23 protein-coding genes are annotated in these 25,634 nt (G+C 71.4%); 3 read left to right on the top strand and 20 right to left on the bottom strand.

The window, feature by feature from the left end:
- Nucleotides 1-122 precede the first annotated feature (122 nt).
- From ACTJJZ_RS15180 to ACTJJZ_RS15145, 8 genes are all read right to left on the bottom strand, one after another.
- Nucleotides 123-650, bottom strand: a complete 528-nt coding sequence (locus ACTJJZ_RS15180) for a hypothetical protein (protein WP_440722030.1) — start codon at nucleotides 648-650, stop codon at nucleotides 123-125.
- Between the two features lie 93 nt (nucleotides 651-743).
- Nucleotides 744-1,220 (bottom strand): SRPBCC domain-containing protein, encoded by a 477-nt coding sequence (locus tag ACTJJZ_RS15175; protein ID WP_440722029.1) that lies wholly within the window; start codon nucleotides 1,218-1,220, stop codon nucleotides 744-746.
- 61 nt (nucleotides 1,221-1,281) lie between these two features.
- Entirely contained in the window at nucleotides 1,282-4,728 is a 3,447-nt protein-coding gene (gene cydD, locus ACTJJZ_RS15170) for a thiol reductant ABC exporter subunit CydD (protein ID WP_440722028.1), read from the bottom strand.
- On the bottom strand, nucleotides 4,725-5,750 hold the full coding sequence (cydB, locus tag ACTJJZ_RS15165; RefSeq protein WP_440722027.1) for a cytochrome d ubiquinol oxidase subunit II: 1,026 nt from the start codon (nucleotides 5,748-5,750) through the stop codon (nucleotides 4,725-4,727). The genes cydD and cydB overlap by 4 nt, the downstream gene beginning before the upstream one ends.
- 12 nt (nucleotides 5,751-5,762) lie before the next feature.
- Entirely contained in the window at nucleotides 5,763-7,175 is a 1,413-nt protein-coding gene (locus ACTJJZ_RS15160) for a cytochrome ubiquinol oxidase subunit I (protein ID WP_440722026.1), read from the bottom strand.
- A gap of 271 nt (nucleotides 7,176-7,446) precedes the next feature.
- Nucleotides 7,447-7,725, bottom strand: a complete 279-nt coding sequence (locus ACTJJZ_RS15155; RefSeq protein WP_440722025.1) for a DUF6457 domain-containing protein — start codon at nucleotides 7,723-7,725, stop codon at nucleotides 7,447-7,449.
- A complete protein-coding gene (gene mobA / locus ACTJJZ_RS15150; protein WP_440722024.1) occupies nucleotides 7,722-8,318 on the bottom strand; it encodes a molybdenum cofactor guanylyltransferase in 597 nt (198 codons plus the stop codon). The genes ACTJJZ_RS15155 and mobA overlap by 4 nt, the downstream gene beginning before the upstream one ends.
- A complete protein-coding gene (locus ACTJJZ_RS15145; protein WP_440722023.1) occupies nucleotides 8,315-9,538 on the bottom strand; it encodes a molybdopterin molybdotransferase MoeA in 1,224 nt (407 codons plus the stop codon). The genes mobA and ACTJJZ_RS15145 overlap by 4 nt, the downstream gene beginning before the upstream one ends.
- Nucleotides 9,539-9,675: 137 nt before the next feature.
- On the opposite strand from ACTJJZ_RS15145, the gene radA reads away from it, so the two are divergent.
- Nucleotides 9,676-11,043: a DNA repair protein RadA gene (gene radA / locus ACTJJZ_RS15140; RefSeq protein ID WP_440722022.1), complete on the top strand. Its 1,368-nt coding sequence runs from the start codon at nucleotides 9,676-9,678 to the stop codon at nucleotides 11,041-11,043.
- Between the two features lie 4 nt (nucleotides 11,044-11,047).
- Here radA and ACTJJZ_RS15135 read toward each other — a convergent pair whose 3' ends face one another.
- From ACTJJZ_RS15135 to ACTJJZ_RS15080, 12 genes are all read right to left on the bottom strand, one after another.
- Nucleotides 11,048-11,458, bottom strand: a complete 411-nt coding sequence (locus tag ACTJJZ_RS15135; protein WP_440722021.1) for a dehydrogenase — start codon at nucleotides 11,456-11,458, stop codon at nucleotides 11,048-11,050.
- Nucleotides 11,459-11,655: 197 nt separating this feature from the next.
- Nucleotides 11,656-12,324, bottom strand: a complete 669-nt coding sequence (locus ACTJJZ_RS15130) for a hypothetical protein (RefSeq protein ID WP_440722020.1) — start codon at nucleotides 12,322-12,324, stop codon at nucleotides 11,656-11,658.
- A gap of 13 nt (nucleotides 12,325-12,337) precedes the next feature.
- Complete coding sequence (locus ACTJJZ_RS15125) at nucleotides 12,338-12,838, bottom strand: amino-acid N-acetyltransferase (protein WP_440722019.1); 501 nt, start codon at nucleotides 12,836-12,838, stop codon at nucleotides 12,338-12,340.
- A gap of 106 nt (nucleotides 12,839-12,944) precedes the next feature.
- Nucleotides 12,945-13,334, bottom strand: a complete 390-nt coding sequence (locus ACTJJZ_RS15120; protein ID WP_440722018.1) for a Rieske (2Fe-2S) protein — start codon at nucleotides 13,332-13,334, stop codon at nucleotides 12,945-12,947.
- Complete coding sequence (locus ACTJJZ_RS15115) at nucleotides 13,331-13,645, bottom strand: hypothetical protein (RefSeq protein ID WP_440722017.1); 315 nt, start codon at nucleotides 13,643-13,645, stop codon at nucleotides 13,331-13,333. The genes ACTJJZ_RS15120 and ACTJJZ_RS15115 overlap by 4 nt, the downstream gene beginning before the upstream one ends.
- A gap of 1 nt (nucleotide 13,646) precedes the next feature.
- Nucleotides 13,647-14,912, bottom strand: a complete 1,266-nt coding sequence (locus ACTJJZ_RS15110; protein WP_440722016.1) for an amidohydrolase family protein — start codon at nucleotides 14,910-14,912, stop codon at nucleotides 13,647-13,649.
- 45 nt (nucleotides 14,913-14,957) lie between these two features.
- Entirely contained in the window at nucleotides 14,958-16,127 is a 1,170-nt protein-coding gene (locus ACTJJZ_RS15105) for an ABC transporter ATP-binding protein (RefSeq protein WP_440722015.1), read from the bottom strand.
- A gap of 43 nt (nucleotides 16,128-16,170) precedes the next feature.
- Complete coding sequence (locus ACTJJZ_RS15100) at nucleotides 16,171-17,289, bottom strand: ABC transporter substrate-binding protein (RefSeq protein ID WP_440722014.1); 1,119 nt, start codon at nucleotides 17,287-17,289, stop codon at nucleotides 16,171-16,173.
- Between the two features lie 18 nt (nucleotides 17,290-17,307).
- On the bottom strand, nucleotides 17,308-19,083 hold the full coding sequence (locus ACTJJZ_RS15095) for an ABC transporter permease (protein ID WP_440722013.1): 1,776 nt from the start codon (nucleotides 19,081-19,083) through the stop codon (nucleotides 17,308-17,310).
- Nucleotides 19,084-19,249: 166 nt separating this feature from the next.
- Nucleotides 19,250-20,299 carry a pyridoxal phosphate-dependent aminotransferase gene (locus tag ACTJJZ_RS15090; RefSeq protein ID WP_440722012.1) on the bottom strand — a complete coding sequence of 350 codons (1,050 nt, stop codon included), beginning with the start codon at nucleotides 20,297-20,299 and terminating at the stop codon, nucleotides 19,250-19,252.
- 99 nt (nucleotides 20,300-20,398) lie between these two features.
- On the bottom strand, nucleotides 20,399-21,082 hold the full coding sequence (locus tag ACTJJZ_RS15085; RefSeq protein ID WP_440722011.1) for a FadR/GntR family transcriptional regulator: 684 nt from the start codon (nucleotides 21,080-21,082) through the stop codon (nucleotides 20,399-20,401).
- 108 nt (nucleotides 21,083-21,190) lie between these two features.
- Nucleotides 21,191-22,801 (bottom strand): thiamine pyrophosphate-binding protein, encoded by a 1,611-nt coding sequence (locus ACTJJZ_RS15080; RefSeq protein WP_440722010.1) that lies wholly within the window; start codon nucleotides 22,799-22,801, stop codon nucleotides 21,191-21,193.
- Nucleotides 22,802-22,903: 102 nt separating this feature from the next.
- Here ACTJJZ_RS15080 and ACTJJZ_RS15075 point away from each other — a divergent pair, with 102 nt between their 5' ends.
- Together ACTJJZ_RS15075 and ACTJJZ_RS15070 are read left to right on the top strand one after the other, a co-directional pair.
- Nucleotides 22,904-24,064, top strand: coding sequence for a PucR family transcriptional regulator (locus ACTJJZ_RS15075; RefSeq protein ID WP_440722009.1), 1,161 nt, complete (start codon nucleotides 22,904-22,906; stop codon nucleotides 24,062-24,064).
- 90 nt (nucleotides 24,065-24,154) lie between these two features.
- Nucleotides 24,155-25,537 carry an aldehyde dehydrogenase family protein gene (locus tag ACTJJZ_RS15070; protein WP_440722008.1) on the top strand — a complete coding sequence of 461 codons (1,383 nt, stop codon included), beginning with the start codon at nucleotides 24,155-24,157 and terminating at the stop codon, nucleotides 25,535-25,537.
- Nucleotides 25,538-25,634 lie beyond the last annotated feature (97 nt).

Here is a 25,634-nt window from a genome sequence, read left to right as displayed (position 1 = left end):
CGGCTGAGCTGACCGTTCTCAGGATGGATTCGCGCCGGCGCCCGGATCCCGTCGCCCAGGACGCGGATCGGCGATATCCATCCTGAGAACGGTCGCGCCGGGTCGAAGACGGCGCCGTCGGATCAGCGGCCGGCGGGGGCGGGGCCGCGGCTGGCGAGTCCGGACGCGGCGACGAGCACGATCGCCGTGACCGTGCCGAGCAGCAGGACGGGCCCGCCCGGACCGAAGGCGGCTCCCACATTGCTCATCGCCGTCGTGGTCAGCGCGAGGACCACGCACGACCCGATCGCCCCCACGATCCCCAGCAGGATCCCGAGGACGCGGAGGAGCACCCGCACCCGATCCGCGAACATGACCAGGAGCAGCACGGCCACCAACAGGACGACCACGATCAGCAGCCCGGCGAACCCCGTCCCGATCATCCGTTCGCTCCCCGCATGGCTGAGCAGGGTGGTCGCGGTCAGCGCGGAGAGGGGCTCGCTTCGCCCATGCTCCAACGGCGCCACCGCGAACGGCAGGAGCTCGCCGGCGATGAGCAGTGCCACCGTGACTGCGCCGATCACGATCCGCGGCACCGACAGCCTCCGACGCCGTTTCACGGTCGCCGCCGCGGCCGTCGCCTGATCCGTCATGCGATCCCCCTCGTTCACGCGCCCAGCCTAGGCAATGGGCCGGGCGGAGGGCCAGGGTGACGGCCCGAGCCGGCGCAGTGATGCGCGGCCGGGACTCCGGACGTGCCGCACTCAGAGGCCGGACTCGTCCTGCGTGACGAACGCCGCCAGGTTGCGCAACGACGATGAGATGCCGGTGCGGTGGTCCGCGGCGGGGATCCCGGGCGGCACGTCCTCGGCGCGGATCGTGACGAACGACCCGCCCTCGGCGGGACGCACCTCCCAGGTCATCCGCATGGTCCCGGCGAACTCCGGGTCGTCGGAGGCGAACACGGCCTCCTGCACGACGCGCACGCCGTCCTCGAACTCGAGGAAAAGGCCTTCGACCAGGTCTTCCGTGCGGGACGTCTTGCCGTGCGCCTCGGCGGGATCCAGGTACTCCAGCACGATGCGGTATCTGCCGCCCGGGCGGGCGTCGAAGAGCAGGATCCGGCCGGCCATGCCGTCCGGCGGAAGCCAGCGGATCACGGCGTCCGGGTCGATGAAGGCCGCGTAGATGCGGTCCGCGGGCGCGGCGATGTGCATGCCGACCTCATCCGTGCGCCCCATGCCGCCACGCTACGCCGGCCCGCTGGGAACCGCCATGGCTGGCGCGCACGCCCGGACGATGCTAGAGACGTGCGGTGGTGACCACGCGCCCGGCGTCGAGCCGGACGGTGCGATCGACGGTTCCGGCGGGCGGTTCGACGTGCGAGACGAGGATCACGGTCTGCCCGCCCGCGGCGTCCAGCAGATCGCGCAGCAGGGCATCGGACGCGTCCGGATCCACGCCGGCCGTCGGCTCGTCGAGCACCAGCACGGGGAAACCGCGCAGCAGCGCCCTCGCGAGAGCGATCCGCTGCGCCTGGCCGCCGGACACGAGGGAACCGCGCTCCCCCACCCGCGCGTCCAGGCCCCCGCGCTCACCGACCCAGGCGCCGAGCCCGACCCGGTCGAGCACGGCGAGCAGTTCGGCATCGGTGGCGGTGTCGCGCGCGAACAGCAGGTTCTGCCGGATGTCCTCGTCGAACAGCATGGGATCCTGCTCGCACAGCCCGACGTGGCGTCGCAGCTCCGGCCCCGGCACGCGTCCGGCGTCGGCGTCGCCGATCCGGAAGGCGCCGGTGAAGCGCAGTAACCCGACGAGCACGGCGGCGAGCGTGGACTTCCCGGCGCCGCTGGATCCGGTGACGAGGATCCGCTCCCCGGGCGCGACGTCGAGATCGATCCCCTGCAGCGCCGGTGCCGCGGATCCCGGCCAGGCTGCGGTGACGTCGCGCAGGTGCAGCGCACCGCCCTCGATCCGCCCCTCCCCGTCGTCGCCGCGCACCTCGACGGGCGGCTCTCCCGGCAGCAGCGCGTGGATCCGCTCCGCACCCGCGCGCACCCCGCGCCAGGCCGATGCGGCGTGCGGCACCGCGGCGAAGACGTCGAACACGGCCATCGGCAGCAGGACCGCCACGGCGGACCAGGGGGCGTCGGCTGCTCCGCCCGCCTGCCAGGGCACGGCGACGGCGAGCGCCCAGATCGACGCCGCTCCCGCGACCAGCGAGACGAAGGCGGAGGACAGCGTCTGGGCGAGCGCGGCCCGCGTGGCGGTGCGGCGCAGCGCGTCGTCGGCGGCGCGGATCCGATCCCGGGCGAGGCCCTCCGCGCCATAGGCCTGCAGCACGTCGAGCGCGGTGAGATCGTCGACGAGCGCACCCGCGAGCGTCGCCCTGTCGCGGCTGAGCGCGCGTTCGGCCCTGCCGCCGGCGACGCCGCCGAGCAGGACGGCTCCGCTCACCGCGACCGCGAGGCAGACGGCCAGAGCAAGGGCCGCGGCGGGCGCGATCACGGTCAGCACGCCGACCGACAGCACCGCGACGATCCCGCCGGTGAGCAGCGGCTGGACCACGCGGAGCGGCAGGTTCTGCAGGTCCTCCACGTCGTCGACGAGGGCGGAGAGCACGGATCCGCGATCGGTCGAGCCGAGCCCGGCGGGGGCGAGCGGGGTGAGCCGGCGGACGACGGCGGCGCGCAGGTCGGCCAGGCGGGCGAGAGCGGCGTCGTGGCCGGCGAGGCGCTCGAGGTAGCGGGTCACGGCGCGGGTGACGGCGAAGAAGCGCACGCCCACGATCGCGACCGACAGCGGCACCAGATCGTCGACGAGCGATGCGGTGACGATGAGCCAGCCGCTCGCCAGGAGCAGTCCGACTGCAGCGGCCGCCGAGACGACCCCCGCGAGCACCCCGGGCAGGAACCGCCGCGCGCCCGGCATGGCCAGGCGCAGGATCCCGCGGACGGAGTCAGGCAGATCGGGGACGTCTCGGACCGGTCCCTGGGGATCGTCGAGCGAAGACACCGCGGGCGAACGTGCTTCGTCTCGCTGCGCGGTCGCCGGCCGAGCGGAGCGGGTCGCCGGCCGAGCGGAGCGGGACGGAGGCCGCTCGCCGATACCGGGGACGCCGTCCGGAAGGCGCACGACCTGATCGGCGATGGCGCGGGCGGACTCCCGGTGCGAGACGAGCAGCACCGTCGCGCCGTCGTCCGCGACGCGGCGGACGGCCTGCCACAGCCGCTGCTCGGTCTCGGCGTCCAGAGCGCTCGACGGCTCGTCGAGGGCGAGCACGCGGGCGCCGGACCCGAGCCGGTACAGGGAACGGGCGACGGCGACGCGCTGGGCCTGGCCGCCGGAGATCCCGGCACCCTGCACGCCGAGCTCCTGCGCGGGATCCAGCTCAGCTGCAGCCGCGGCGGCGAGGGCCGCGCGCACCCGGAACGGATCGGGCGAGGGATCGCCGAGCGACACGTTCTCGGCGATCGTCCCGCGGATCAGCCCGGGGCGCTGGCCCGCCCAGGCGAGCCAGGACGCCGGATCCGGATCCGCCGCGCCCTCGACAGCGATCGTCCCGTCGTGCGGCACTACACCGCGGAGCGCCGCGAGCAGGCTCGACTTGCCGGATCCGCTGCGTCCCTCGAGAAGGGTGACCGTGCCGGGCTCGGCCGTGAACGACACTGCCGGCAGCGCCCGCTCGCCCGGCCGCACGACGACATCCCGCAGTTCCAGCCGGACCCCTCCCCCGGTTTCGAGGAGCGACATTTGCTGCCGCTGCGGCGGTTTCGGAGCAAATGCCGCTCCTCGAACGCAGGGAGACTCCGACTCCAGGATCTCGAAGACGTCCTCGGTCGCGGCGACGCCTTCGGCCGCGGCGTGGAACTGAACGCCGACCTGGCGCAGCGGCAGGAACGCCTCCGGCGCGAGCAGCAACACGAACAGGCCGACGCCGAGGCTCAGCTCGCCGCCGAGCAGGCGCAGCCCGACGGAGACGGCGATGATCGCGACGGCGAGGGACGACAGCAGTTCGAGCGCGAAGCCGGACAGGAACGAGAACCGCAGCACCCGCATGGTCTCGTGGCGGTACCGGTCCGCCGTCTCCCGCATCCGCGCGGCGGCGCGCCGCTCGCGGCCGAACAGGCGGAGCGTCGCCAGCCCCTGCACGGTGTCGGCGAAGCGGGCCGCGAGCGTCTGCAGCACCCGCAGCTGCGTCCGCTGCACGCCCCGGGTCGCGATGCCGATGAGGATCAGGAACAGCGGGATCAGCGGAAGGGTCACCACGGCGGCGAGACCGCTCGGCCAGTCCTGTCCCCACATCACGACGACGATGACCGGCGTCGCGATCGCGGTGAGCACGAGCTGAGGGATGTAACGGGAGAAGTACGGATCCAGCGCGTCCAGCCCGTGCCCGGCGGTGACCGCGATCGCCGCCCGGTTGCGCGTGCCCAGCCACGCTGGACCGCGGCGGCCGATCGCGTCGAGCAGCGCCGTGCGCAGCTGCCGTCCGGTCTGCGCGGCCGCGCGAGCGCCCCAGGCTTCCGCGACCCAGAGCAGCAGCGCCCGCACGACCACTGCCCCGGTGAGCCACGGCACGACGCCGAGCGGGGACCGTCCGGCGGCGACGTCGGAGATCCCCGCCGCGAGCAGCGCGGCGAACGCGATCGTGACGACCGTCTGCCCGAGCGCGACGACCGCGGACACGGCGAGGTACACCCGCGCGGCGGGGGCCCATCGCAGCAGCCGGGGGTCGATCGGCTTCATGCGTGCGCCGGCGCCGTCTCGATCGTCGCTCGGCGCACCCGCTTGCGGAACACCCAGTACGTCCAGGCCTGATAGGCCAGCACGAGCGGCATCGCGACGAGCGCGGTCCAGCTCATGATCTGCAGCGTGTACGGCGTGCTCGACGCGTTCCGGATCGTCAGCGAGTTCGCGGGATCCACCGTGGAGGGCAGCACGTTCGGGAACAGCGCCGAGAACAGCATGAGCACGGCGCTGAGGATCACCACGACCCCCGCGGCGAACGCCCAGCCGTCGCGGCCGCGCAGCGAGAACACCACGGACAGGATGAGGAACACGGCCGCCACGGCTCCGAACGCGATGACGGCGCCGGCCAGCGAGGGCCGTCCGGCCGCGATCCCGATCGTCCACACCACGGTGGCCGCCGCGGCGAGGACGGCGGGCACCGCCGCCCGCCGGGCCATCCGCCTGGCGCGCTCGTGCACCGGCCCGTCCGTCTTGAGCGCGACGAAGTACAGCCCGTGCAGGAAGAACAGCAGCAGCGTGGTGACGCCGACGAGCAGGCCGTACGGGTTCAGCAGATCGAAAACGCTCCCCCGGAGCACGTGGTGGGCGTCGAGCGCGACACCCTGCACGATGTTGCCGAAGGCGACGCCCCAGAGCAGCGCGGGCACGGCGGATCCGATCACGATCATGGTGTCGAAACGACGCTTCCAGCGCGGATCGTCGCGCTGGTGCCGGTACTCGAACGACACCCCGCGCAGGATGAGCGCGAGCAGGATCAGCAGCAGCGGCAGATAGAAGCCGCTGAACAGCGACGCGTACCACTCCGGGAAGGAGGCGAACAGACAGGCGCCGGCGACGATCACCCAGGTCTCGTTGAGGTCCCAGATCGGACCGATCGTGTTGATCACCTGGCGCCGCGAGACGTCGTCCCGTCCCAGGAACGGCAGCGACATGCCGACGCCGAAGTCGAAGCCGTCGAGCACGAAGTAGCCCACGAAGAACAGGGCGACGATCCAGAACCAGAGTGTTGCGAGATCCATGTCCGTGCTTCCTCAGTAGACGACCGACGCGACCGGCGCGTCCTCGTCGTGCGTCTCGGTGGTGTCGGGTCCCTTCTTCGCGGTCTTCACGATGAGGCCGACCTCGACGACGGCGAGCGCCGCGTAGATGGCGGTGAAGGAGATCAGCGAGATGAGCACCTCCACGCCGCTCACCCCCGGCGAGACGCCGTTCTTGGTCGTCATCAGGCTGAACACGATCCAGGGCTGCCGGCCCATCTCGGTGAACACCCAGCCCACGATGTTCGCGCCCAGCGACAGCGGGAACGAGTAGATCGCGACGGTCCACATCCACCGCGCCGGGGGCTTCTTCGCCCCCTTCCGGGTGAACCACAGCCCCGCGAGGGCGACGAGGGCGTGCGCCATGCCCAGGCCGATCATCCACCGGAACGCCCAGTACGTCACCCAGAGGACCGGATTGAACTCGGTGAGGCCGGTCGAGGCGAACTGCTGCGCGTACTGGGCGTTGAGGTCGTTGATGCCTTCGACGCAGCCGTTCAGGTCGTGCGTCGACAGGAACGCGAGCAGGTACGGCACCCGCAGCGACCAGATCTCGCCCGTGCCGTCGGGCGTGCCCACCGAGAAGAGCGAGAAGGAGGCGTCCGCGCCGCAGCTCGAATTGAACATCGCCTCGGCGGCGGCCATCTTCATGGGCTGCGTGCTCACCATCGCGAGCCCCAGCTGGTCGCCGGAGAGCACGACGCCGGCGGTCGCGACGAGGATCGCCCACAGCCCGAACTTCAGGGACTTCCACATGGTCTCGAGGTGCTGCCCGCGCGACACGTGCCAAGCGGAGACCGAGATCACGACGCCGGACGCGAGCATGAACGCGCCGAAGATCGTGTGCGGGAACGCGGCGAGCGCGACCTTGTTCGTCAGCAGCGCCCAGAAGTCCGTGAGCTCGGCGCGGTTCGTGGCCGCGTTGTAGGTGTAGCCGACCGGGTGCTGCATGAACGCGTTGGCCGCGATGATGAAGTAGGCGGACAGGATCGTGCCGATCGCGACGCCCCAGATCGTGAGCAGGTGGATCCGCTTCGGCAGCTTGTCCCAGCCGAAGATCCACAGCCCGATGAAGGTGGCTTCGAGGAAGAAGGCCAGCAGGCCCTCGAAGGCGAGTGGGGCGCCGAACACGTCGCCGACGAAGCGAGAGTAGTCCGACCAGTTCATGCCGAACTGGAACTCCTGCACGATGCCGGTGACCACGCCCATCGCGAAGTTGATCAGGAAGATCTTCGAGAAGAACCGGGTCAGGTGCAGGTACTCGATCTTCCCGCTGCGCACCCACGCGGTCTGGAAGATCGCGGTGACGGTGGCCATGCCGATCGTGAGCGGCACGAACAGGTAGTGGTAGACGGTCGTGAGACCGAACTGCCAGCGGGACAGGACGAGCGGGTCAAGCCAATCCATGCGCGGAGCCTCCTGTGTTCGCGGATCGCGATCCGAGTGCGGTGCCCGGCGCCGATCCGGCCGGGGCCAGAGATCCGCGGACACTCGGGCGGCCTCGCGTCGCGCGGTGCAGGATCCGCGCTCGCGAGCAGCTGGAGATCGGCCCGCAGACGGGCCCGGCGCTGGCCATGTGTCCATGGTCGCATCGGCGCGGGGCCGGGATCGGCGCGCGGGCCGTGAAAAACGCCCTCCGCGATAGGACCTGCGGATGGAGACGATTCGCGAGGCGGATTCAGCCGGCGTCGGGCTGTCGATACGCGAGCGCGAGCCCGGTGATCGCGGCGACCGCGGCCCGGACGTCGCCGGGCGCTCCGCCCGCTCGCCCGGCGACGAGACCCGCGACGAAGGCGCTGAACGGCGCCGCCGGACGGGCGACCCCCTGCGCGACGTCGCGGGCGAGGTCGAGGATCAGGGTGATCGGAACGTCCTCCTCGGCGAGGCCGAATCGCTCGCGCAGCACGGCCGCCCACGCATCGAGCGCTTCGGGGGGAAGGGTGCGATCGTCCGTCATGAGTGCTCCTCGAGGTCGGCGCGGGCTCGGTCCAGGTCGGCGGGGCTGTCGACGTCGGCCGTGATCCCATCCTGGTCCGGGATCCACCGGATCGCGAGTCCCCCGAGCAGCGCGCGGCAGGAGGCGCCCGCCGGGGATCCGAGGGCGGCGAGCGCCGCGCGCACCCTCGTCGTCCGGTAGATGCCGGCGAGCCACTGCGGCCGCCCGTCCGCGTCGAAGGCCACGCTGTCCGCGCCCTCGGCCGATGCGGCGAGCAGGCGGCGCACGACCGCGTCCGGATGGATCAGATCGCCGGCGAGCAGCAGGATCCGCCCGGCCTGCGCGAGCTCATCCCGCGCCAGTGCCGCCGCGATCGCCGCCACGGGGCCGCCGAAGGGCGGATCCTCGCGCACCCAGACGAGCCCCGGCTCCTCGGCGCGCGGCCCCACGGCCACGATCGGCGAGACCCCGGCATCGGCCAGCGCGGTCCGTCCGCGCGCCAGCAGCGAGCGCCCGCCGAGGAGCAGCAGCGGCTTGGCGGCGCCGTCCATGCGCCGGGCACGGCCTCCGACCAGCATCACGCCGGCGACGCCCGTGGCGCCCGGAACCGTCACGTGAGGTCCATCACCTCGACGAGGTCGCCCTCGCGCACCTGCGCGACCTCGGCGGGCACGATCGCGTAGGCCGTCGCGGCGGCGAGTCCCACCGTGAGGTGCGATCCGGATCCGCCGCGGGTGGCGGGAACCACCCGACCGTGCGCGTCGATCACCGCGGGCAGATACTGACGGCGGCCGGCCGATGTGCGCCAGTCGGCGCCCGCCGCGAGCCGGCGCCGCGGACGCTGGATCTCACGACGCCCCTGCATGCGCAGCAGCGCCGGCCGCACGAACGTCTCGAACGACACCGCCGCGCTCACCGGGTTGCCGGGCAGGCCGAACAGCAGCATCCCCTCCGCGGTGACGCCGAAGCCCTGCGGTTTGCCCGGCTGCATCGCCACCGAGACGAACTCCATCTCGTCGCCCAGGCTGAGCCGCACCGCCTCGTAGGCGCCGGCGCTGACGCCGCCGGAGAAGATCACGACGTCGGCGCCGAGCCGGGTGGCACGGGCGGCGGCCTCGGCCGGCCCGTTCCCCTCGTCCCCGACGACCTCGCGCAGCACGACCTCCGCGCCGGCCTCGGCGGCGAGCTGCGCCAGCAGCAGCGAGTTCGACTCCGGGATCTGCCCGCGCGACAGCGGAGCGCCGGGCGGGACCAGCTCGGATCCGGTCGACACCACGGCGACCCGCGGGCGCGGCACCACGTCGACCTCGCAGATGCCCGCCGACGCCAGCGCAGACAGCTGACGGGCGCCGAGCAGAGTGCCCGCCGCGAGCACGATCGCCCCGGCCTCCGCGTCACCGCCCGCCCGCCGCACGTGCGCGCCCGCCGCCGCAGGGGCGCTGCGCACGATCGCGCGATCCAGCGAGTCGGCGAGCCCTCCGGCGGTGTCCTCGAACGGCACGACGGTGTCCGCCTGGGACGGCAGCGGCGCCCCTGTCATGATCCGCACCGCCTCGCCGGGCGCGAGCGGGGGGTCCTCGGGGCTTCCCGCCGGGACGTCCGCGGTCACGGTCAGCGTCACGGGGGCGTCCTCGCGCGCGGCGGAGACGTCGGCGAAGCGCACGGCGAAGCCGTCCATGGCCGAGTTGTCGAACGCCGGCACCGGGTTCACCGCGACGGCGTCGGCGGCCAGGGTGGATCCGGCGGCCCGCTCCAGCGGCAGGGTCATCGCGGAGCGTGGGTGCACGGCGGCGAGCACCCGCTCCAGCTGCTCCTCGACGGTGCGGTAGCTCATCGCGCGCTCTCCTCGTGCATAGGTCCGAGGGTACCGTCGCGCCCTTCGTCCCGCTCCGCGGCCCCTGACCGAGGAACGGCATCACGAGACGACGGCGCCCGGCGACCGACGTCGGCGGTCGCGGCTAGCCTGAAGCCATGGCTACCCGCAGACCCCAGGCCCCCGCATACGTCTGCACCGAGTGCGGGTGGACGACGGCGAAGTGGGTGGGACGGTGCGCGGAGTGCCAGCAGTGGGGCACGGTCGCCGAGCAGGCGGCGCAGACCGGGATCGTGCGCCGGGTGGAGGCGGTGGCTCCGTCCGCTGGCAGGTCGGCGCGGCCGATCACTGCGCTGACCTCGCAGGAGTCGCCGCGGCGCTCGAGCGGCGTGGCCGAGTTCGACCGCGTGCTCGGCGGCGGGATCGTCCCGGGCGCGGCCATCCTGCTCAGCGGAGAGCCGGGCGTCGGCAAGTCCACGCTGCTGCTCGAGGTGGCCGCCGCGGGCGCCCGCTCGGGCCGGCGCGTGCTGTACGCGAGCGGCGAGGAGTCCACGGCGCAGGTCCGGTTGCGCGCGGAGCGGACCGGGGCGCTGCACGACGAGCTGTACCTGGCCGCCGAGACGGACCTCGGCACGATCCTCGGGCACATCGACGAGGTCTCCCCCGAGCTCGTGATCGTCGACTCCGTGCAGACCGTCGCCTCCGCGCTGTCCGACGGCGCCGCCGGCCAGCCGGCGCAGGTCCGCGAGGTGGCCTCGGCGCTGATCCGCATCGCCAAGGAGCGGGGTCTCCCGATCGTGCTCGTCGGGCACGTCACGAAGGACGGCCAGGTCGCCGGACCCCGGATCCTGGAGCATCTCGTCGACGTCGTCTGCCACTTCGAAGGCGACCGGCAGACCTCGCTGCGGTTCATCCGCGCGCTGAAGAACCGGTTCGGCCCGACCGACGAGGTCGGCTGCTTCGAGATGACCGGATCCGGGATCGCCGAGGTGCCGGATCCCTCGAGCATGTTCCTGTCCCGCGGCAGGCCGGAGCCGGGCACGTGCGTCGCGATCGCGCTCGAGGGCCGCCGGGCGATGCCGGTCGAGGTGCAGGCGCTGACCATCCCGACGCAGGCGCCGAACCCCCGCCGCGTCGTGAACGGGCTGGACTCCTCCCGGGTCGCGATGGTGCTGGCGGTGCTCGAACGGCGCGCCGGGATCAAGACGAGCGACAAGGACGTGTATGTCTCCACGGTGGGCGGGGTGCGATTCACCGAACCGGCGGCCGACCTCGCGATCGCGATCGCCGTCGCCGGCTCCCTCACGGACAAGGCCGTGCCGCGAACGCTCGCGGCGGTGGGCGAGCTGAGCCTGGCGGGCGAGGTCCGCCCGGTCACACAGGCGGGCCAGCGTCGCTCCGAGGCGAACCGCCTCGGCTACGCGCACGTGATCGACGACCGCTCCGCCACCCTCCGCGGGGCTCTCGGCGACGTCAAGGCGCACAGCGCGCCGCGCCGTCTGGAGGAGGAGATCCCCGCGTTCTAGGCGATCACGCCTCCAGCGCCCGGAGCAGCTCGTCCGGCGGTGCCTGCATCGGGTTCGGGCCGGCGATGTCCAGGAACACGGTCGTGATCACGTCGCGGTGGGCGGTGAGGAACGACCGCAGCCAGGCGGGCGGGTAGATGCCCACACCGGGCGGCAGGTTGGCGGGCTTGTGCGTCGCGTCGCTGAACAGCAGCAGCGCGACCTCGCCGGTCGCCGGGTCGCGGTACGTCCACACCTCGCCGCCGTCGAGCGGATCGTCGCGCGCGCCAGGACGGATCAGCGGGACGACCGTGTTGCCGTGGCGCAGGGCCAGCGCGACGGCGGCCATGTCCTGCTTCTCGAGTGCCAGGGCGAGCGCCTCAGAGCGGAACGCCTCGGGCGCGGGCGCCTTCTTCTTCGCCTTCTTCACGGCCATCGTTCCAGCATAGGAGAGGGCCTCCTCGGTCATCGCTTGGGGACAGATGACCGGGGAGGCCCTCAGGTCTCCGGAGACGGACGACGATGCGCTGGGGACGCTGGGTGTCGATGCCACTGGGGATGGCGATCCGTCAGAGATCTCGAAGACCGTGTTCTATGGTATCCCAAAGGACGCCCGATAGCGACGGATTCCCCTCAATTGAGCAGGAACTGCACGGGCGCCGCACTCTCGAAACCGCCGATCGAGACGCGCAGCTGGTAGGCGGCCCCGCCGCCCGGCGCCCGCTGTCGGTCGGTCGCGCTGCACGTGTCCACACTCGATCGCGTGCGGTCCCAGACGACCGGCGCCGAGCTGTTCACCGTGGCGCCGGCCTTGATCGTCTGCACCGCGTCGCTCGGGTTCTCCTGGCAGTCCGTGGAGCGCCACCAGGTGTCGCTGCCGCTCGTGATGGTGAACACCTGCTTCGAGGTGCCGACGTTCATCGTGCAGTCCTTGCTGCTGCTGTTGGTCAGCGAGATCGACAGCTGCGGGTTCTGATCCGCCGCGTAGGTGTCGTGATCGGTGACGGCTTTGACCTGCACGTCGGCGGCCGTGCACGGGACCGGGCCGGCGTCCGCGGTGCTGGTCGGTGTCGGAGACTGCGGCGGCGTGCTGCTCGGCGGGGCAGCTGTCGTCGGCGCGGGCGTGGTCGCCCGGGGCGACGGCGAGGACGTCGTCAGGACGGGCTTGGGCGCTGTGCCGGCTCCTGCGCGGGCGACCAGCGACCACACCAGGGCGATCAGCAGCGCCAGCACCACGATGACGACGCCGAGCACCACCATCCGTCGTCGGCGGTACACGGCGGCGGACTGGCGGGGCGTCATGATTCCAGGGTAGTTACAGCTGCTTGAGCATCCGCGTGTTGCCGAGGGTGTTCGGCTTCACGTGAGCGAGGTCCAGGAACTCCGCGACGCCCTCGTCGCCGCTGCGCAGCAGCTGGGTGTACACGTCGGGATCCACGACCTGTTCGCCGATCGGCGAGAAGCCGCGCCGCTGGAAGAAGTCGACCTCGAAAGTGAGGCAGAACAGCCGGCTGAGGCCCAGTCCGATCGCGTTCTGCTCGAGCCGTTCCACGATCGCGCGGCCGACGCCGTGCCGCTTCCATCCGTCCTGCACGAGCAGCGTGCGCACCTCGCCGAGGTCCTCCCACATCACGTGCAGCGCGCCGCACCCGATCAGGACCCCGTCCGACTCGGCGACCGCGAACTCCTGCACCGCGCCGTAGAGCACCGCGATGTCCTTGCCGAGCAGGATGCGTCGTTCCACGAGCGGCTCCAGGAGTGCGTAGATGCCCTGGACGTCGGCGGCCCGCGCAGGCCGGACGAGATAGTCGCTCATCCCTCCAGCCTACGACCGCCGTCCTGTGCGTCCGCGGACGACGCGGTCGCGTCGAGCCGGGTGCGGGGAGGCGCAGAACGACGGGGCTGGGTGCTCGTCCGCCGCGTCAGACCGTGACGATGACGTCGTCGGCGTCCACGCGCACCGGGATCGGGCGCAGTCCGACACGGCGGTCCGCGGGGTGCTTGCCGGTGAGGACGTCGAACTCGAAGCCGTGCCAGGGGCACACGATGTTCCGGTCCATAGGGTGGAATCCCGGCCCGCCGCTCTTCAGCCCGTCCTCGCCCCGCACGAGCTGAACGGTGCGCGGCATGATCTTGCCCTGGCAGACGGGGCCGCCCTGGTGCGGGCACACGTTGTGCCATGCGCGCACCTCGCCGGCGTGGAAGTACAGGCCGAGCTCGGTGCCGTCCACGTCGACGACGATCCGTTCGCGCTCCTGCAGGTCGGCGAGGCTCGCGACGACGACGTCCCGGCGGACGACCTGCGCGCTCATTCGGCCCTCCGGTACCAGATCGCCATGTCGAAGAGGTTCACGTCGGCGGCGTCCAGGAGCGCCGTGACGAGGACCACGGTCTCGGTCGCGTTGAGCGCGTCCGCGCGGATCGGCCACGCGATCTTGCCGACGCGGTCCGTCTTCGCGGAGAAGAGTCGCGCGGCGGCATAGAGCACGTCGGCGATCTGCTCGTCGGAGACCTCGGCGCCGCGCTCCTCGTCGCTCACGTGCTGCACGAGTTCGCCGAGGCGGGCGATGACCGCGGAGAGCTCGGCGGTCTCGGGGGCGGTGATGGTGCTGTTCTCAGTCATGTCAGGAGATCCCGGGTCGCTCCTGGAGCACACGCTCCGCGGAGGGCTTCTGTCGGTCGGTGGGGAGGTTGAACACGCGCGCGGCGTTCAGCCCGAGGATGTTGCGCTTGGCCTGTTCGGACAGGAAGGGCAGGCGGGTGATCGTGGACGGTGCGTCCCAGTCCCAGTGCGGCCAGTCGGATGAGTAGAGCAGCTGCGTCTCCGCGTTGAACGACTTCATGGTGGCCTCGAGCAGCTCCATGTTGGTGCGCTCCATGGGCTGGGTCGTGTACCACATCTCCTTCATGTACTCGCTCGGCAGGCGCTTGAGGCCGGGGGCCTCGCTCGGCCGCATGAGCACTTCGTGGTCGAGGCGCTGCATGAGGAACGGGATCCAGGCCAGGCCGCTCTCCACCCACACCATCTTGAGCTTCGGGAAGCGCTCCGGCATGGCGTTGATGATCCAGTTCGTCACGTGGATCTGGTTGTAGTGCGTGAACGAGAGCGCGTGCATCGAGAGGAAGCGGTTCAGCTGCGCGAACGACGGATCCCCCCAGTGGTAGCCGGAGTGGAAGGCGAGCGGCTTGCCGCTGTCCTCGATGAGCTTGTACAGCCGGGTGTAGACGTCGGAGTGCACCGGGTTGTTGCGCGTCGAGCACACCGTGTAGCCGATGATGCCGTCGTCGTCGGCGTACTTCTCGACGAGCTCCTCGCACACCTCGGGGGTGTTGTACGGCAGATAGAGCATGCCCTTCAGGCGCGGGTTCGGCGGCAGGATCACCTCGGTGAGCCAGCGGTTGAAGGCACGACCCAGCACGACCTCGACCTCGTCCTGCGGGTGCATCCCGAGCAGCAGCATCGCGCTCGGGAAGACCACCTGGTAGTCGAGCCCCATCGCGTCCATGCCGCGCCGGGCGGCGGTCACGAACGGGTGCCCCTCGGTGCCCTCGGTGGGCTCCTTGCGACCCTGGTGGCCGATGCGGCCGCCGACGCTCTGGTGCGACATGCCGGGCTGGATGTTCAGCAGGGCGTTGTTGCCTGCGAAGCCCGCGTACTGGCTCATGCCGAGGTCGCGCCAGACATCGTTGTCGATCAGGTCGAGCACCTCGCCCCAGAAATGGTCCTCCGAGACGTGGGCGTCGATGTCGACGATGAAGTAGTCGTCGTAGTCGTCGCGGGCCTGCTTGGTGGCGTGGGCGAGCACGTCGCGGGTGTCGGAGCGGCCGCCGATCTCCGCGAGCTCGCGGATCCGCGGCGCGTCGGAGCGGGGGGTGGGCAGGTCACTCATCGGAGGTTTCCTCTCAGGCTTCGATCGTTCTCGGGCCTCGGCCGCTCAGTGCGCGGCGACGATCGCATCGGTCATCGTGGTCAGGTAGTCGCTCTCGGACGGCGCGGCCGCGCGGTATGGGATCACCACGGCGCGCGCCGGGTTGACCGCGAAGCCGAACTCCTCGCCGGGGCGGGGCGCCGACTCCGGTCCGCCCTCCCCCGTTTCGACGCGCACCCGCAGCGGCAGCCGGTCGGCGCGGACGAGCAGGTTCACGGCGCTGCCGAGGTAGGTGGTGCGCTCGACCGTCGCAGCGAAGCGGCCCGCACTGGACACGGGATCGACGCCGGGCACGATCCGGGCGTGCGCGGCGCGGAACGCCACGTCGGCGCGGTCCCCGGCTGCGGCGTCGTCGGTCACGGTGCCCGAGATCACGAGGGACGTGCCGTCCACTCGGACGTCGGCGATCCCGCCGCGGACGTCGAGGATCCTGCCGGGGAGGATGTTCTGGAAACCCATGAAGTCGGCCACGTACGCCGAGTTCGGGCGGTCGTATAGGTCGCTCGGCGTGCCATCCTGCACGATCGCGCCATCGTTCATCACGACGATCCGATCGGAGAGCGTGATCGCCTCCTCCTGGTCGTGCGTGACGTAGACCGAGGTCGTCTCGAACTGGTTGTGCAGCGCGCGGACCTGCTGGCCCATCTGATAGCGCAGCTTGGAATCGAGGTTGGAGAGCGGCTCGTCGTAGAAGATGATGCCCGGCCGGGCGGCCAGAGCGCGGGCGAGTGCCACCCGCTGCTGCTGGCCGCCCGACAGAGCGGTCACCGGTCGCTTGCCGAAGTCCGCGAGCCCCACCGCGGAGAGCAGGTCGTCGACACGCCGGCGACGCTCAGCCGCCGCGACCCGCGCGACCTTCAGCGGGTACGCGACGTTCTCCGCCACGCTCATGTGCGGCCAGAGCGCGTAGCTCTGGAACACCATGCCCACCTTGCGCTTGTCGGCCGGCACGAACGTACGCCGGTCGGTGTCGACGACGATCCGATCGCCCATGCTGATGCGTCCGCCGGTGGGACGCTCGAGACCTGCCAGGCACCGCAGCGTCGTCGTCTTGCCGCAGCCCGAGGGGCCGAGCAGGGTGACGAACTCTCCGGAGCGGATCGTCAGATCCAATCCGTGCAGAGCGGTCTTGCCGCCGTAGCGCTTGGTCAGTCCTGAAACCTGGACTTCAGTCATGCCGATCAGTGCTCTCTCGTCGGGGGTACGCGCGCTCGCGCGCCTACTTCTTGAACTGGGCGTTGATGAAGTCGAAGTAGGGCTGGTTGAAGTTCGGGTCGGGGTTGGAGAACGGCAGGCGTCCGAGCTTGCCGAGCGCCGGCGCACCCGAAGGACCGGGGGCGTCGGGTGTCCAGCCGTACGAGTCGTTCTTCTCGGCGAGCGCCTTCTGACCCTCGGGCGAGTACAGCCAGTTGATGTACAGCTGCGCGGCGTCCGCGTGCGGGGCCTTGTTCACCACGCACATGCCGGTGCGGGACATGAAGTTGCCGCCGTCGTCCAGCGGGAACACGTCGGCGATCGGACCGCCCTTCGCCTTCACATCCTCGTAGAAGCCCTGGTACACCGCGATGCCGATCGGGAACCGCCCGCTCGCGACGTCCGCGGGGACGTTCGGCTCGGACTGGGCGAACTGCACATCCTGCTTGGCGAGCGCCTCGATGTACGGCTTGCCCCACTTGTCAGCGCTCTCCGGCACCATCAGCGAGGTGAGGATGTAGCGGATCCCTCCTGGCACGGTCGGGTCGCCGACGGTGATCTTGCCCTTCCACTTCGGGTCGAGCAGATCCTTCCAGTTCTTCGGCGCCTCGTCCTTCTTGACCAGGTCGGTGTTGTAGACGAAGACGAAGTAGCGCATCGCGTAGTAGGTGAGGCGGCCGTCGTAGGCGGTCGGGATCTCGAACCCGGCCGGTGCGGTCTGCACGTCGGCCTTGGTGCACAGGTCCGGCTTGGCCGCGACCTGCGGCGACTCTCCGCCGTCGTACACGTCGGCGATCCGGTTTCCGCTCTGCGCCTCCGTCTCGATCTTGGTGATGCTCTGAGCATCCGGCTGGTCCTGCGGCAGGACCTTGATCCCGGGGAACCGGTCCGTGAACGCCTTGAACAGCGCCTTCTGCGACGACGCGCTCGGACCGTAGACCACGAGATCCGTCTTCTTGTCGGCGAGCGCTTTGTCGTACAGATCATTCATGTGCGCGTTTCCCTTGGCGCTCGTGCCGGGGACCTCGATCGGCTTGTCGGGCTTGGCGGCGGCAGTGCCGGACGAGCAGGCGGTGAGGGCGAGCAGGGCGCCCGCGGCGAGGGCCGCGGTGCTCAGTCGGAGGGTCGTGCGGGAGAACGTCATCATTCTGCCTCTCGGGTGTCAGGGGGTGATTCGGGTGAGGGGGACGGTGGGAGCGTGGCCGGGGCGGCCGATCCGGGTACGGAGCACTGCGGCGAGCTTCATGCCGCCCGCGGCGAGTGCGAGCACGGCCGTCGCCGCGACGAGGACGATCATGAACAGGGCGGCGCCCTGCGACATGTTGCCTTGCAGGAACTGCTGGAAAGCGGTCAGCGAGACGGGCTCGAGGCCCGGCGGGGCGAGCAGCATCGGCACCGACAGGTTGCCTGCGATGAACAGCGCCGAGAGGAACCACCCGGACAGGAAGCTGGGGATCACGAGCCGCAGGACGATCGTGATCAGCACCCGCCAGGATCGGGCGCCGGATGTGCGCCCGGCCTCCTCGAGCTCCGGGGAGAGCTGCGCGAGCGCGCCCTCGGCGATCCGGCTGGAGACCGGGATCGTGGCGACGACGAGCACGAGCGTCATCAGGAACGCCGTACCGTACAGGCCTCGGAACGCCGGGACGTAGAGCACCGCGAACATGTAGGCGAGGGCCAGGACGATACCGGGCAGCGCCCACGGGATCCAGACCGAGAACGACGTGTACGAGCGGATGAAGCCCGTGCGACGCGCGGTGACGTAGGTGGTCAGCAGCGCGACGGCGATCGAGCCGAAGCCGCCGATCACGGCGAGCCAGGCGGTCAGCCCGAGGCTCGAGCTGAACTCGGGATCCGTGAGCATCTGCACGTAGTTGTCGAACGTGAACCCCGTGCTCATCACGCCGAAGATCGGCTGCAGACTGCCGAGGATCATCGCGAACAGCGGCAGGACGAGGTTCAGCAGCAGGAACAACGCGATGAGCGCGGTGAACAGCCAGCGCACGGGGCCGAGTTCTTGCGGCTCACGCCGCGAGGTCTTGCCGGTGAGGGTCGTGAAGCTGCGGCCGCGCAGGATCCAGCGCTGTGCGAGGAAGAGCAGCAGCACGAGTGCGATCAGCACGAGCGACAGCGCGAACGCCTTGGTGTACTCGGCCGGCGCCTGGTCGCGGACGTAGTGGAAGATCTGGGTGGAGAACACGAAGATGTTCGCCTGCCGTCCGATCAGCTGCGGGCTGTCGAAGGACTGGAACACCAGCACGGCGATGAGGATCGCCGCGCCCGTGATCGCCGGACCGACGGAGGGCACCGTGATCGTGAAGAACGTGCGCACCGCGCCGGCGCCGCTGATCGCGGCCGCCTCGTCGAGCGACTGGTCGCGGTTCTTGAACGCGCCGAGCATGAGCAGGTAGGCGAACGGCATGTAGCCGAGCGACATGAGCAGGAACAGCCCGCCCCAGCTCTGGATGTTCAGGATCGGGCCGTGCGCGCCGAGAATGCGGCCGAACTGGTTGAGCAGACCGTTCTGCGGGTTGCCGAGCATGATCCAGCCGAGCGTGTGGAACAGCGGCGGCACGAACAGGTTCACCGCCATCAGCGGCGTCAGCAACCGCCGGCCGGGGACATTGGTGTTCGCCGCGATCCAGGCGAAGAGTCCGCCACCGGCGACCGAGATCGTGCCGCACACGACCACGAGCAGCAGCGAGTTGCCCATGGTCTTCCAGGTCTCGGGATCCTGGAACGCTGCGAGCAGTCCGCCGAGGGTGAAGGGCAGGTCGTCCGACGGGAGGCCGTCGCGGAACGCACCGATCGCGATCATCGAAACCGGGTAGACGAACACGAGCGTCAGAGCGGCGAGGAACACCGTCCAGCCGAACCCGCCGGTCATCGAGCGCCGGATCGATGCTCGCCGGTCGCGGTCGAAGTCGCTTGCCGTCACTGCCTCTTCCCTTCACAGGGGCGGCCCCGCCGTCCGGTCACCCGGGGACACACCGCTCTGTCTGTCGTGTTGTCAGCGTAGGAATCCGGCCGCCGGGCCTCATCGGGCCCCGCTCCGAAGTCCTCCCCCGGGGATCCGACACGGTGTCGGATCCCCGGGGGACGCGCTAGAGGAGCGCGGCGAGGACCGCGTCGTTCTCGGCGGGCAGACCCACCGTGACCCGCGCGCCGCCCGCGTTCGGGAAGGGACGGGCGAGCACGCCCTGCTCCTCGAACCGTGCCATGAGCGCCGCCGCGTCGCCCGGCAGGAACAGGAAGTTCGACTGGCTCGGCAGCACCGCGACGCCGGCGTCGGACAGCGCCTGGACGAGTCGGGCGCGCTCGGCCACGATCACCGCGATGCGCTCGTCCGCCACGGCGATGCCCTCGGGGCTGAACGCCGCGATGAGCGCCGCCTCGGCGATGCCGTTCAGTGCGAAGCCGACCGAGGTGCGCCGCAGCGCCTCGGCGATGCGCGCGGCGGCCACCGCATAGCCGGCGCGAACGCCGGCCAGGCCGTGCGACTTCGACAGCGTGCGCAGGATCACGAGGTTGTCGAACTCGTCGAGCAGTGCCATCGTGGCGTCGACGGGCTCGTCGGTGACGAACTCCCGATAGGCCTCGTCGAGCACCACGATCACCGACGACGGCACCTCGGCGAGGAACGCCCTGAGACCGTCCACGCCGATCAGCCCTCCGGTCGGGTTGTTCGGATTGCAGAGGTAGACGATCCGCGTGTCCGGGCGGATCGCGGCCACCATCGCGGCCAGGTCCATCGCGCCGTCCTCGGCGAGCCCGACGGGCGTCATGTCGGCGCCGGCGAGCGAGAGCGCCGCCCGGTAAGCCTCGAACGACGGTGAGGGGAAGACGCCGTGAACGCCCGGCTCGCACACCAAGCGGGCGAGGCCGTGCAGCAGGGATCCGGAGCCGTTGTCCACGGCCACCTGCTCCGGGTCGACCTGCAGGGCCGCGGCGATCGCCTCCCGCGCGGCTGCGCGGTGGTAGTCGGGATAGCGGTGCGCGGTCGAGATCGCCGTCGTCATCGCGGCGACGACGGGCGCCGAGGGCTCCCACGGCATCTCGTTCTGCGACAGCCGGATCGGTGGCGGGGTCGAGCGGGCGGGGCGGTTCGGAACCTGCAGCATCTCGTCGATGACGTCCCGGAACTCGAGCGGCATGCGTCCTCCTCGGACGAAGCTAATTCTTAATAATGAATATGAACATTATTGGAGAACGCTTCGACCCTGTCAACCCTCTCCGGGCGCGGGTCGGGTCCGTCACGACGAGAGCAGCGTCGCGACCGAGGAGTGGCGGTGCCGCTCGATCGCGGAGCTCGCCAGCGCGTGGCTGCGCTCGGCGACCGCGGTCGCGAAGTCGAGGTGCGTGCGCAGCCGCTCGGGCGTGTTCGGCGCCGTAGCGCCCTCCAGCTGCTCGGCGATGATGTACTCGACGAGGTTCGTGTAGAGGCTGCGCAGCAGCTCGTTCGGCGTGATCTCGGCGATGCGGCCATGCAGGGCCCACATCGCGGAGGATGCGGCATCCGTCTCCCAGTCCGTGCGCAGGCGATCGGCGAGAGCACGGATCTCGGCGACGTCGTGGTCGCTCGCGTGCTCGATCGCGTCGTGCAGCACGAGCCCGTCCAGGGCGTCCAGCACGCGCAGGCAGTCGCTCGCGGTCGCCTTGCCCTCCCGCAGCTGCAGCAGCTGGTCGCTGAGCTGCATGAACGGCGACCGCGCCGCGACGAAGATCCCTCCGCCGGGGCCGGGCTTCGCGTCGACGACGCCGCGGGAGCGCAGCAGCTGAATCGCCTCCCCGAGGGTGGCAGGGGCGACGCCGAAGCGTGCGGCGAGCTCCTGCCTGCGCCCGACGAAGTGCCCCGCCTTCCAGCCGTGGGAGACGATCTCGTCCTCGAGGGACTTCGCCACCTGCACGGCGACTGCGGCGTTGGTGATCTGCGACATGGCGCTCCCCCGTCGGTCCTTCCGGTGACCGTCGTCCGGTCACGCGTGTGTTCAGAGTAGAGGTCCCGCCGCCTCCGCGCATCGTCGGCGACGGGACCGCGGCATCGCTCAGTGCCGCTCGTGGATGAGGGACCAGGGCGAGGGGAACACGTCGACCTTCACCCGGATGATCGCGGGCGCCCCGGCCGCGATCGCGCGCTCGACGCCCGCTCGCACGTCGTCCGCATCCGACGCCTCCGTGAAGTCGATCCCGAAGGCCTGTGCGAGCACCGCGAAGTCCGGGTTGACCAGATCGGATCCGATGAACCGGCCTCCGTAGGTGTCGCGCTGGATCCGCCACACGTTGCCGAACCTGCCGTCCTCGAACAGCACCGTGACCAGAGGGATCCCGTAGCGCTTCGCCGTCGCGAACTCCTGCAGCGACCAGCCGAGACCCCCGTCGCCGGTGATCGCGACGACCGGGCGGCCGCCCGAGCCGACGGCCGCACCCAGCGCGGTCGGCATCGCGTAGCCGAGCGTGCCCTGATAGCCGGGCCAGACGTACGAGCGCGGCGCGTGCACGGGGAAGCCGTAGCTCGAGACGTAGCCGATCTGGGTGAGCTCGTTCACGTACACGCCATCCTCGGGGAGCGCGGCGCGGATCGCATCGACGAAGGCCATCTGCGGCGCGACGCGCTCGCGGATCCGCTCGTCGCACTCGGCGCGCAGGCGGCGGAGCTCGTCGCCCCAGCCCTCGCGCGCGGGGACCTCGGCGACGAGCGCCTCGAGCACCGCCGTCGCGTCGCAGGCGATCGCCAGGTCCGGGCGGCGGGGGGTGCCGAGGTCGGCGGGGTCGACGTTGACGAGCGCAATCCGTGCCGCGCCGGCGTTCAGCTGCTGCCCGAACGGCGTGAGGAAGCGGCTGCCGAACGACACCACGAGGTCGGCCGTGTCGCGCAGCTCCCAGAGCGCGAACGCCGGGAGGGCGTGCGGATCGCGCGCGTCGATCGCGCCGCGCCCGTTCTCGCTCATCACCACGGGCGCGTCGAGCCGCTCGGCCAAGGCCGCGAGCAGATCGAACGCGCGCTGCCCGCGCACGCCCCCGCCGACGTGCAGCACGGGGCGCCGGCTCGCGGCGATCATCCGCAGCAGCTCCGCGACCTCGGCTGTCGGCGCGACGGGGTTCGCGACCGCGAACGGCTCGCCGACCTCGACGTCGATCTCGGCGTGCAGCAGGTCGGGGCCGAGCTCGAGGGCCACGGGGCGCGGTCGCCCGGTGCGCATCTGCCGGAAGCCCTCGTGCACGAGCTCGGGGATCTCCTCGGCGCGGGTCGGCCGCACCGACCACTTGGTGAGCCCCTCGATCGTCTCGCTCTGCTTCGGGATCTCGTGCAGCGCCCCGAGGCCGGATCCGACGAGCGTCGACGGGATCGTGCCGGCCAGCAGCATGACCTGCGAGGAGCACGCGTAGGCGGTGGCCATGCCCGCGCCGGCGTTGAGCACGCCGGGGCCGGGCACGACCATGGCGACGCCGGGCTTGCCGGACGCGCGGTGGTACCCGTCGGCCATGTACGTCGTGCTCTGCTCGTGCCGCGGGACGAGCAGGTCGATCTCGTCCTGCTTGCGGTACATGCCGTCGGTGAGCCCGTCCAGCTGCACGCCGGGGATCCCGAAGACCGTCTCGACGCCCTCGCCGAGCAGTGCCAGGGTGAGCGCGTCGCCGCCCGTCATCTTTGCCATCGCATTGCCTCTCGTAAAAGAATATAATGAATATAGATCTATCCGAGGGGCGACTGCAACGCGGCCGGCTCGACGGACGCGACACGGGACAGGAGACGGGCGATGAATCTCGAAGCACAGGTGCAGGCCTACGCGGACCGGCTCGGGCGCCCGATCATCGTGTTCGACGTCGACTTCACCGTCATCGCGTTCAGCGTGCACGACGGCGACGTCGATCACGCCCGACTGGCGATCATCCTGGCCCACCGCGGATCCTCCCGCGCCCGCGAGTCGATCAAGGAGTTCCGCGTCGGACACGCCGACGGGCCCGTGCTGATCCCCGCGATCGAGGGCGGGCAGACCCGCCTCGTCGCCCCGATCCGGCATGACGGACACCTCGTGGGGTACGTCTCGTCGACCGTCCCGGACGGGCAGGAGGCCGTCGAGGACGACGACGTGCTGCGCGCGGGGCGGGAGCAGCTCGGCGTGATCCTCGCCGCCATGGCGCTCGGCAACCGGCAGGACGAGGATCGCGCACTGCGCCTGCTGAGCGCACTCTTCGACGGCGGATCCGACCAGCGCGCCCGCGCCGCCGACGAGCTGCTGACGAGCGGCCTGCTCTCCCCCGCGCCGCACTACACCGCGATCTCGATCGCCGCGCCGCACGGCGCCGCGACGAGCGCGGCGACCCTGCGCCTGCTGCTGGATCGGGCGCTCGCGAGCATCCCGGTCTTCCCGACCCTCAAGGCCGTCGGCGCGGTGATCGACGGCGAGGCGGTGCTCGCGGTGCCGTACGAGATCGACGCGGAGCGGCTGACCGCGCTGCTCGCGCAGCCCGCGTTCGCTGCGCTGCGCGCGGGGATCGGCGGCGCGCACGCGCCGCTCGCGTCGGCGTTCCGCTCGCTGCGCGAGGCGAGGATCGCCCAGCGCGCGGCGGCGATCGACCCAGCCCGCGGCAGCGTCGCGCACTGGGCGGAGCTCGGCCTGGACCGCGTGCTGCTGCAGCTCCCGCTCGAGGAGCTCACCGTGACCGACCTGCCGGAGGCGGTGCAGCGACTGCTCGCCGCGCAGTCCGGCCCCGACCTCGCGCGCACGCTCGAGGCCTACCTCGACTGCGGCTGCGATGCCCAGCGCACGGCGCAGGAGCTGCACGTGCACCGCAGCACGCTGTACTACCGCCTGGATCGGATCCGCGCGATCGCCGACGTCGATCTCGCGGACGGCGGCGTGCGCCGCGAGCTGCACACCGCGCTGCGGGTCGCGACGCTTGCCGCGCTGCGGTGAAGCCGCCGATCCGTGCGGGTGGATCCGCAATTGCCTATATTGATTGTTGATGATTATGCGGCCGTGCCGCATGCACGCGAGGGAGCTGCCATGAACGCACTGCTGACGTCCGTCTCCGACCCGGCCGGCCGGCCGATCCTGGACGCCGCGACCCGCGAGGAGGTCGGCCGGGCCCCGATCCGCACGGTCGAGGACCTGGACCGTGCGATCGCCGCCGCCCGCGCCGCCCAGCCCGCCTGGGTCGCACTCGGGCACGCCGAGCGGTCCCGGCTGCTGCGGCTGGTCGCGGACGACCTCGACGCGCAGGCGGAGGAGCTGGGCGAGATCGTGACCGCCGAGCAGGGCAAGATCGACGGCGCCGGCGAGGTGCACGGCGCCGCGCACTGGCTGCGGGCGGCGGCCGACACCGTGCTCGAGCCGCAGGTGCTCCGCGAGGACGGTACATCGCGGACCGAGCTGCACTACCTGCCACTGGGCGTGGTCGCCTCGATCGGGCCGTGGAACTTCCCCGTGATGATCTCGGTGTGGCACATCGCGCCCGCGCTGCGGATGGGCAACGCCGTGGTGATGAAGCCGTCCGAGAACACCCCGCTCAGCGTGCTCGCCCTGGCCGAGGTGTTCCGCCGGCACCTGCCCGCCGACGTCGTGACGGCCATCTCGGGCGACCGGGAGGTGGGTGCGGCCCTCGCCGCCCACCCCGACGTCGCGAAGATCGTCTTCACCGGATCCACCCCCACGGGACGGCGGATCGTGGAGAGCTCGGCCAACAACCTCGCCCGCCTCACGCTCGAGCTCGGCGGCAACGACGCCGGCATCGTGCTGCCCGGCACCGACGTCGCCGCGGTCGCCGACCGGCTGTTCTGGAGCGCGTTCATGAACACCGGCCAGGTGTGCGCGGCCCTGAAGCGGCTCTACGTGCACGATTCGGTCTACGACGAGGTGGTCGACGCGCTCGCCGAACGGGCCGCGGCGGCGCCGATGGGATCCGGTCACGACAAGAGCAACCGGCTCGGACCGGTGCAGAACCCGGCGCAGTTCGAGATCGTGTCGCGGCTCGTGGACGACGCCCGCGCGCACGGCGGACGGATCGTGGTCGGCGGCGAGCCCGCCGCAGAGCTCGGCCCGCTGTTCTACCGCGCGACGATCGTCGCGGACGTGTCCGACGGCACCGCGGTGGTCGACGAAGAGCAGTTCGGACCCGTCCTGCCCGTCGTCCGCTACACCGACGTCGACGACGCGGTGCGCCGCGCGAACGGCACCGAGCAGGGCCTGGGCGCCTCGGTCTGGGGGCCGGACGCCGACGAGGCCGCGGCCGTGGCACAGCGGCTCGAGGCTGGCACGGTGTGGATCAACCAGCACGGCGGCGTGGACCCGTCGATCCCGTTCGGCGGCACCAAGGCCTCGGGCTACGGCCTGGAGTTCGGCGTCGAGGGGCTGAAGGCCATGGCGGCGACGAAGGTCATCCGGCGCTGATCCGGCCCGCGCCCCTCCCGCGTTCACCGCGCGAGGGGCGTTTCGACTCGCTCCGGCTGCGCCGGGGCTCGCTCAACGACCCCGGACGGCCACTCGA

Source organism: Microbacterium sp. 22242, assembly GCF_052045495.1.
Classification (GTDB): Bacteria; Actinomycetota; Actinomycetes; order Actinomycetales; family Microbacteriaceae; genus Microbacterium.
This window is presented reverse-complemented; position numbering and strand designations above follow the sequence as displayed.

Coding starts and splice junctions, on each gene's coding strand:
- ACTJJZ_RS15175 (WP_440722029.1), bottom strand. CDS start 1,220: ATGGGGCGCACGGATGAGGTCGGCATGCACATCGCCGCGCCCGCGGAC.
- cydD (WP_440722028.1), bottom strand. CDS start 4,728: ATGAAGCCGATCGACCCCCGGCTGCTGCGATGGGCCCCCGCCGCGCGG.
- cydB (WP_440722027.1), bottom strand. CDS start 5,750: ATGGATCTCGCAACACTCTGGTTCTGGATCGTCGCCCTGTTCTTCGTG.
- ACTJJZ_RS15160 (WP_440722026.1), bottom strand. CDS start 7,175: ATGGATTGGCTTGACCCGCTCGTCCTGTCCCGCTGGCAGTTCGGTCTC.
- ACTJJZ_RS15155 (WP_440722025.1), bottom strand. CDS start 7,725: ATGACGGACGATCGCACCCTTCCCCCCGAAGCGCTCGATGCGTGGGCG.
- ACTJJZ_RS15145 (WP_440722023.1), bottom strand. CDS start 9,538: ATGAGCTACCGCACCGTCGAGGAGCAGCTGGAGCGGGTGCTCGCCGCC.
- radA (WP_440722022.1), top strand. CDS start 9,676: ATGGCTACCCGCAGACCCCAGGCCCCCGCATACGTCTGCACCGAGTGC.
- ACTJJZ_RS15135 (WP_440722021.1), bottom strand. CDS start 11,458: ATGGCCGTGAAGAAGGCGAAGAAGAAGGCGCCCGCGCCCGAGGCGTTC.
- ACTJJZ_RS15130 (WP_440722020.1), bottom strand. CDS start 12,324: ATGACGCCCCGCCAGTCCGCCGCCGTGTACCGCCGACGACGGATGGTG.
- ACTJJZ_RS15125 (WP_440722019.1), bottom strand. CDS start 12,838: ATGAGCGACTATCTCGTCCGGCCTGCGCGGGCCGCCGACGTCCAGGGC.
- ACTJJZ_RS15120 (WP_440722018.1), bottom strand. CDS start 13,334: ATGAGCGCGCAGGTCGTCCGCCGGGACGTCGTCGTCGCGAGCCTCGCC.
- ACTJJZ_RS15115 (WP_440722017.1), bottom strand. CDS start 13,645: ATGACTGAGAACAGCACCATCACCGCCCCCGAGACCGCCGAGCTCTCC.
- ACTJJZ_RS15110 (WP_440722016.1), bottom strand. CDS start 14,912: ATGAGTGACCTGCCCACCCCCCGCTCCGACGCGCCGCGGATCCGCGAG.
- ACTJJZ_RS15105 (WP_440722015.1), bottom strand. CDS start 16,127: ATGACTGAAGTCCAGGTTTCAGGACTGACCAAGCGCTACGGCGGCAAG.
- ACTJJZ_RS15100 (WP_440722014.1), bottom strand. CDS start 17,289: ATGACGTTCTCCCGCACGACCCTCCGACTGAGCACCGCGGCCCTCGCC.
- ACTJJZ_RS15090 (WP_440722012.1), bottom strand. CDS start 20,299: ATGCCGCTCGAGTTCCGGGACGTCATCGACGAGATGCTGCAGGTTCCG.
- ACTJJZ_RS15085 (WP_440722011.1), bottom strand. CDS start 21,082: ATGTCGCAGATCACCAACGCCGCAGTCGCCGTGCAGGTGGCGAAGTCC.
- ACTJJZ_RS15080 (WP_440722010.1), bottom strand. CDS start 22,801: ATGGCAAAGATGACGGGCGGCGACGCGCTCACCCTGGCACTGCTCGGC.
- ACTJJZ_RS15075 (WP_440722009.1), top strand. CDS start 22,904: ATGAATCTCGAAGCACAGGTGCAGGCCTACGCGGACCGGCTCGGGCGC.
- ACTJJZ_RS15070 (WP_440722008.1), top strand. CDS start 24,155: ATGAACGCACTGCTGACGTCCGTCTCCGACCCGGCCGGCCGGCCGATC.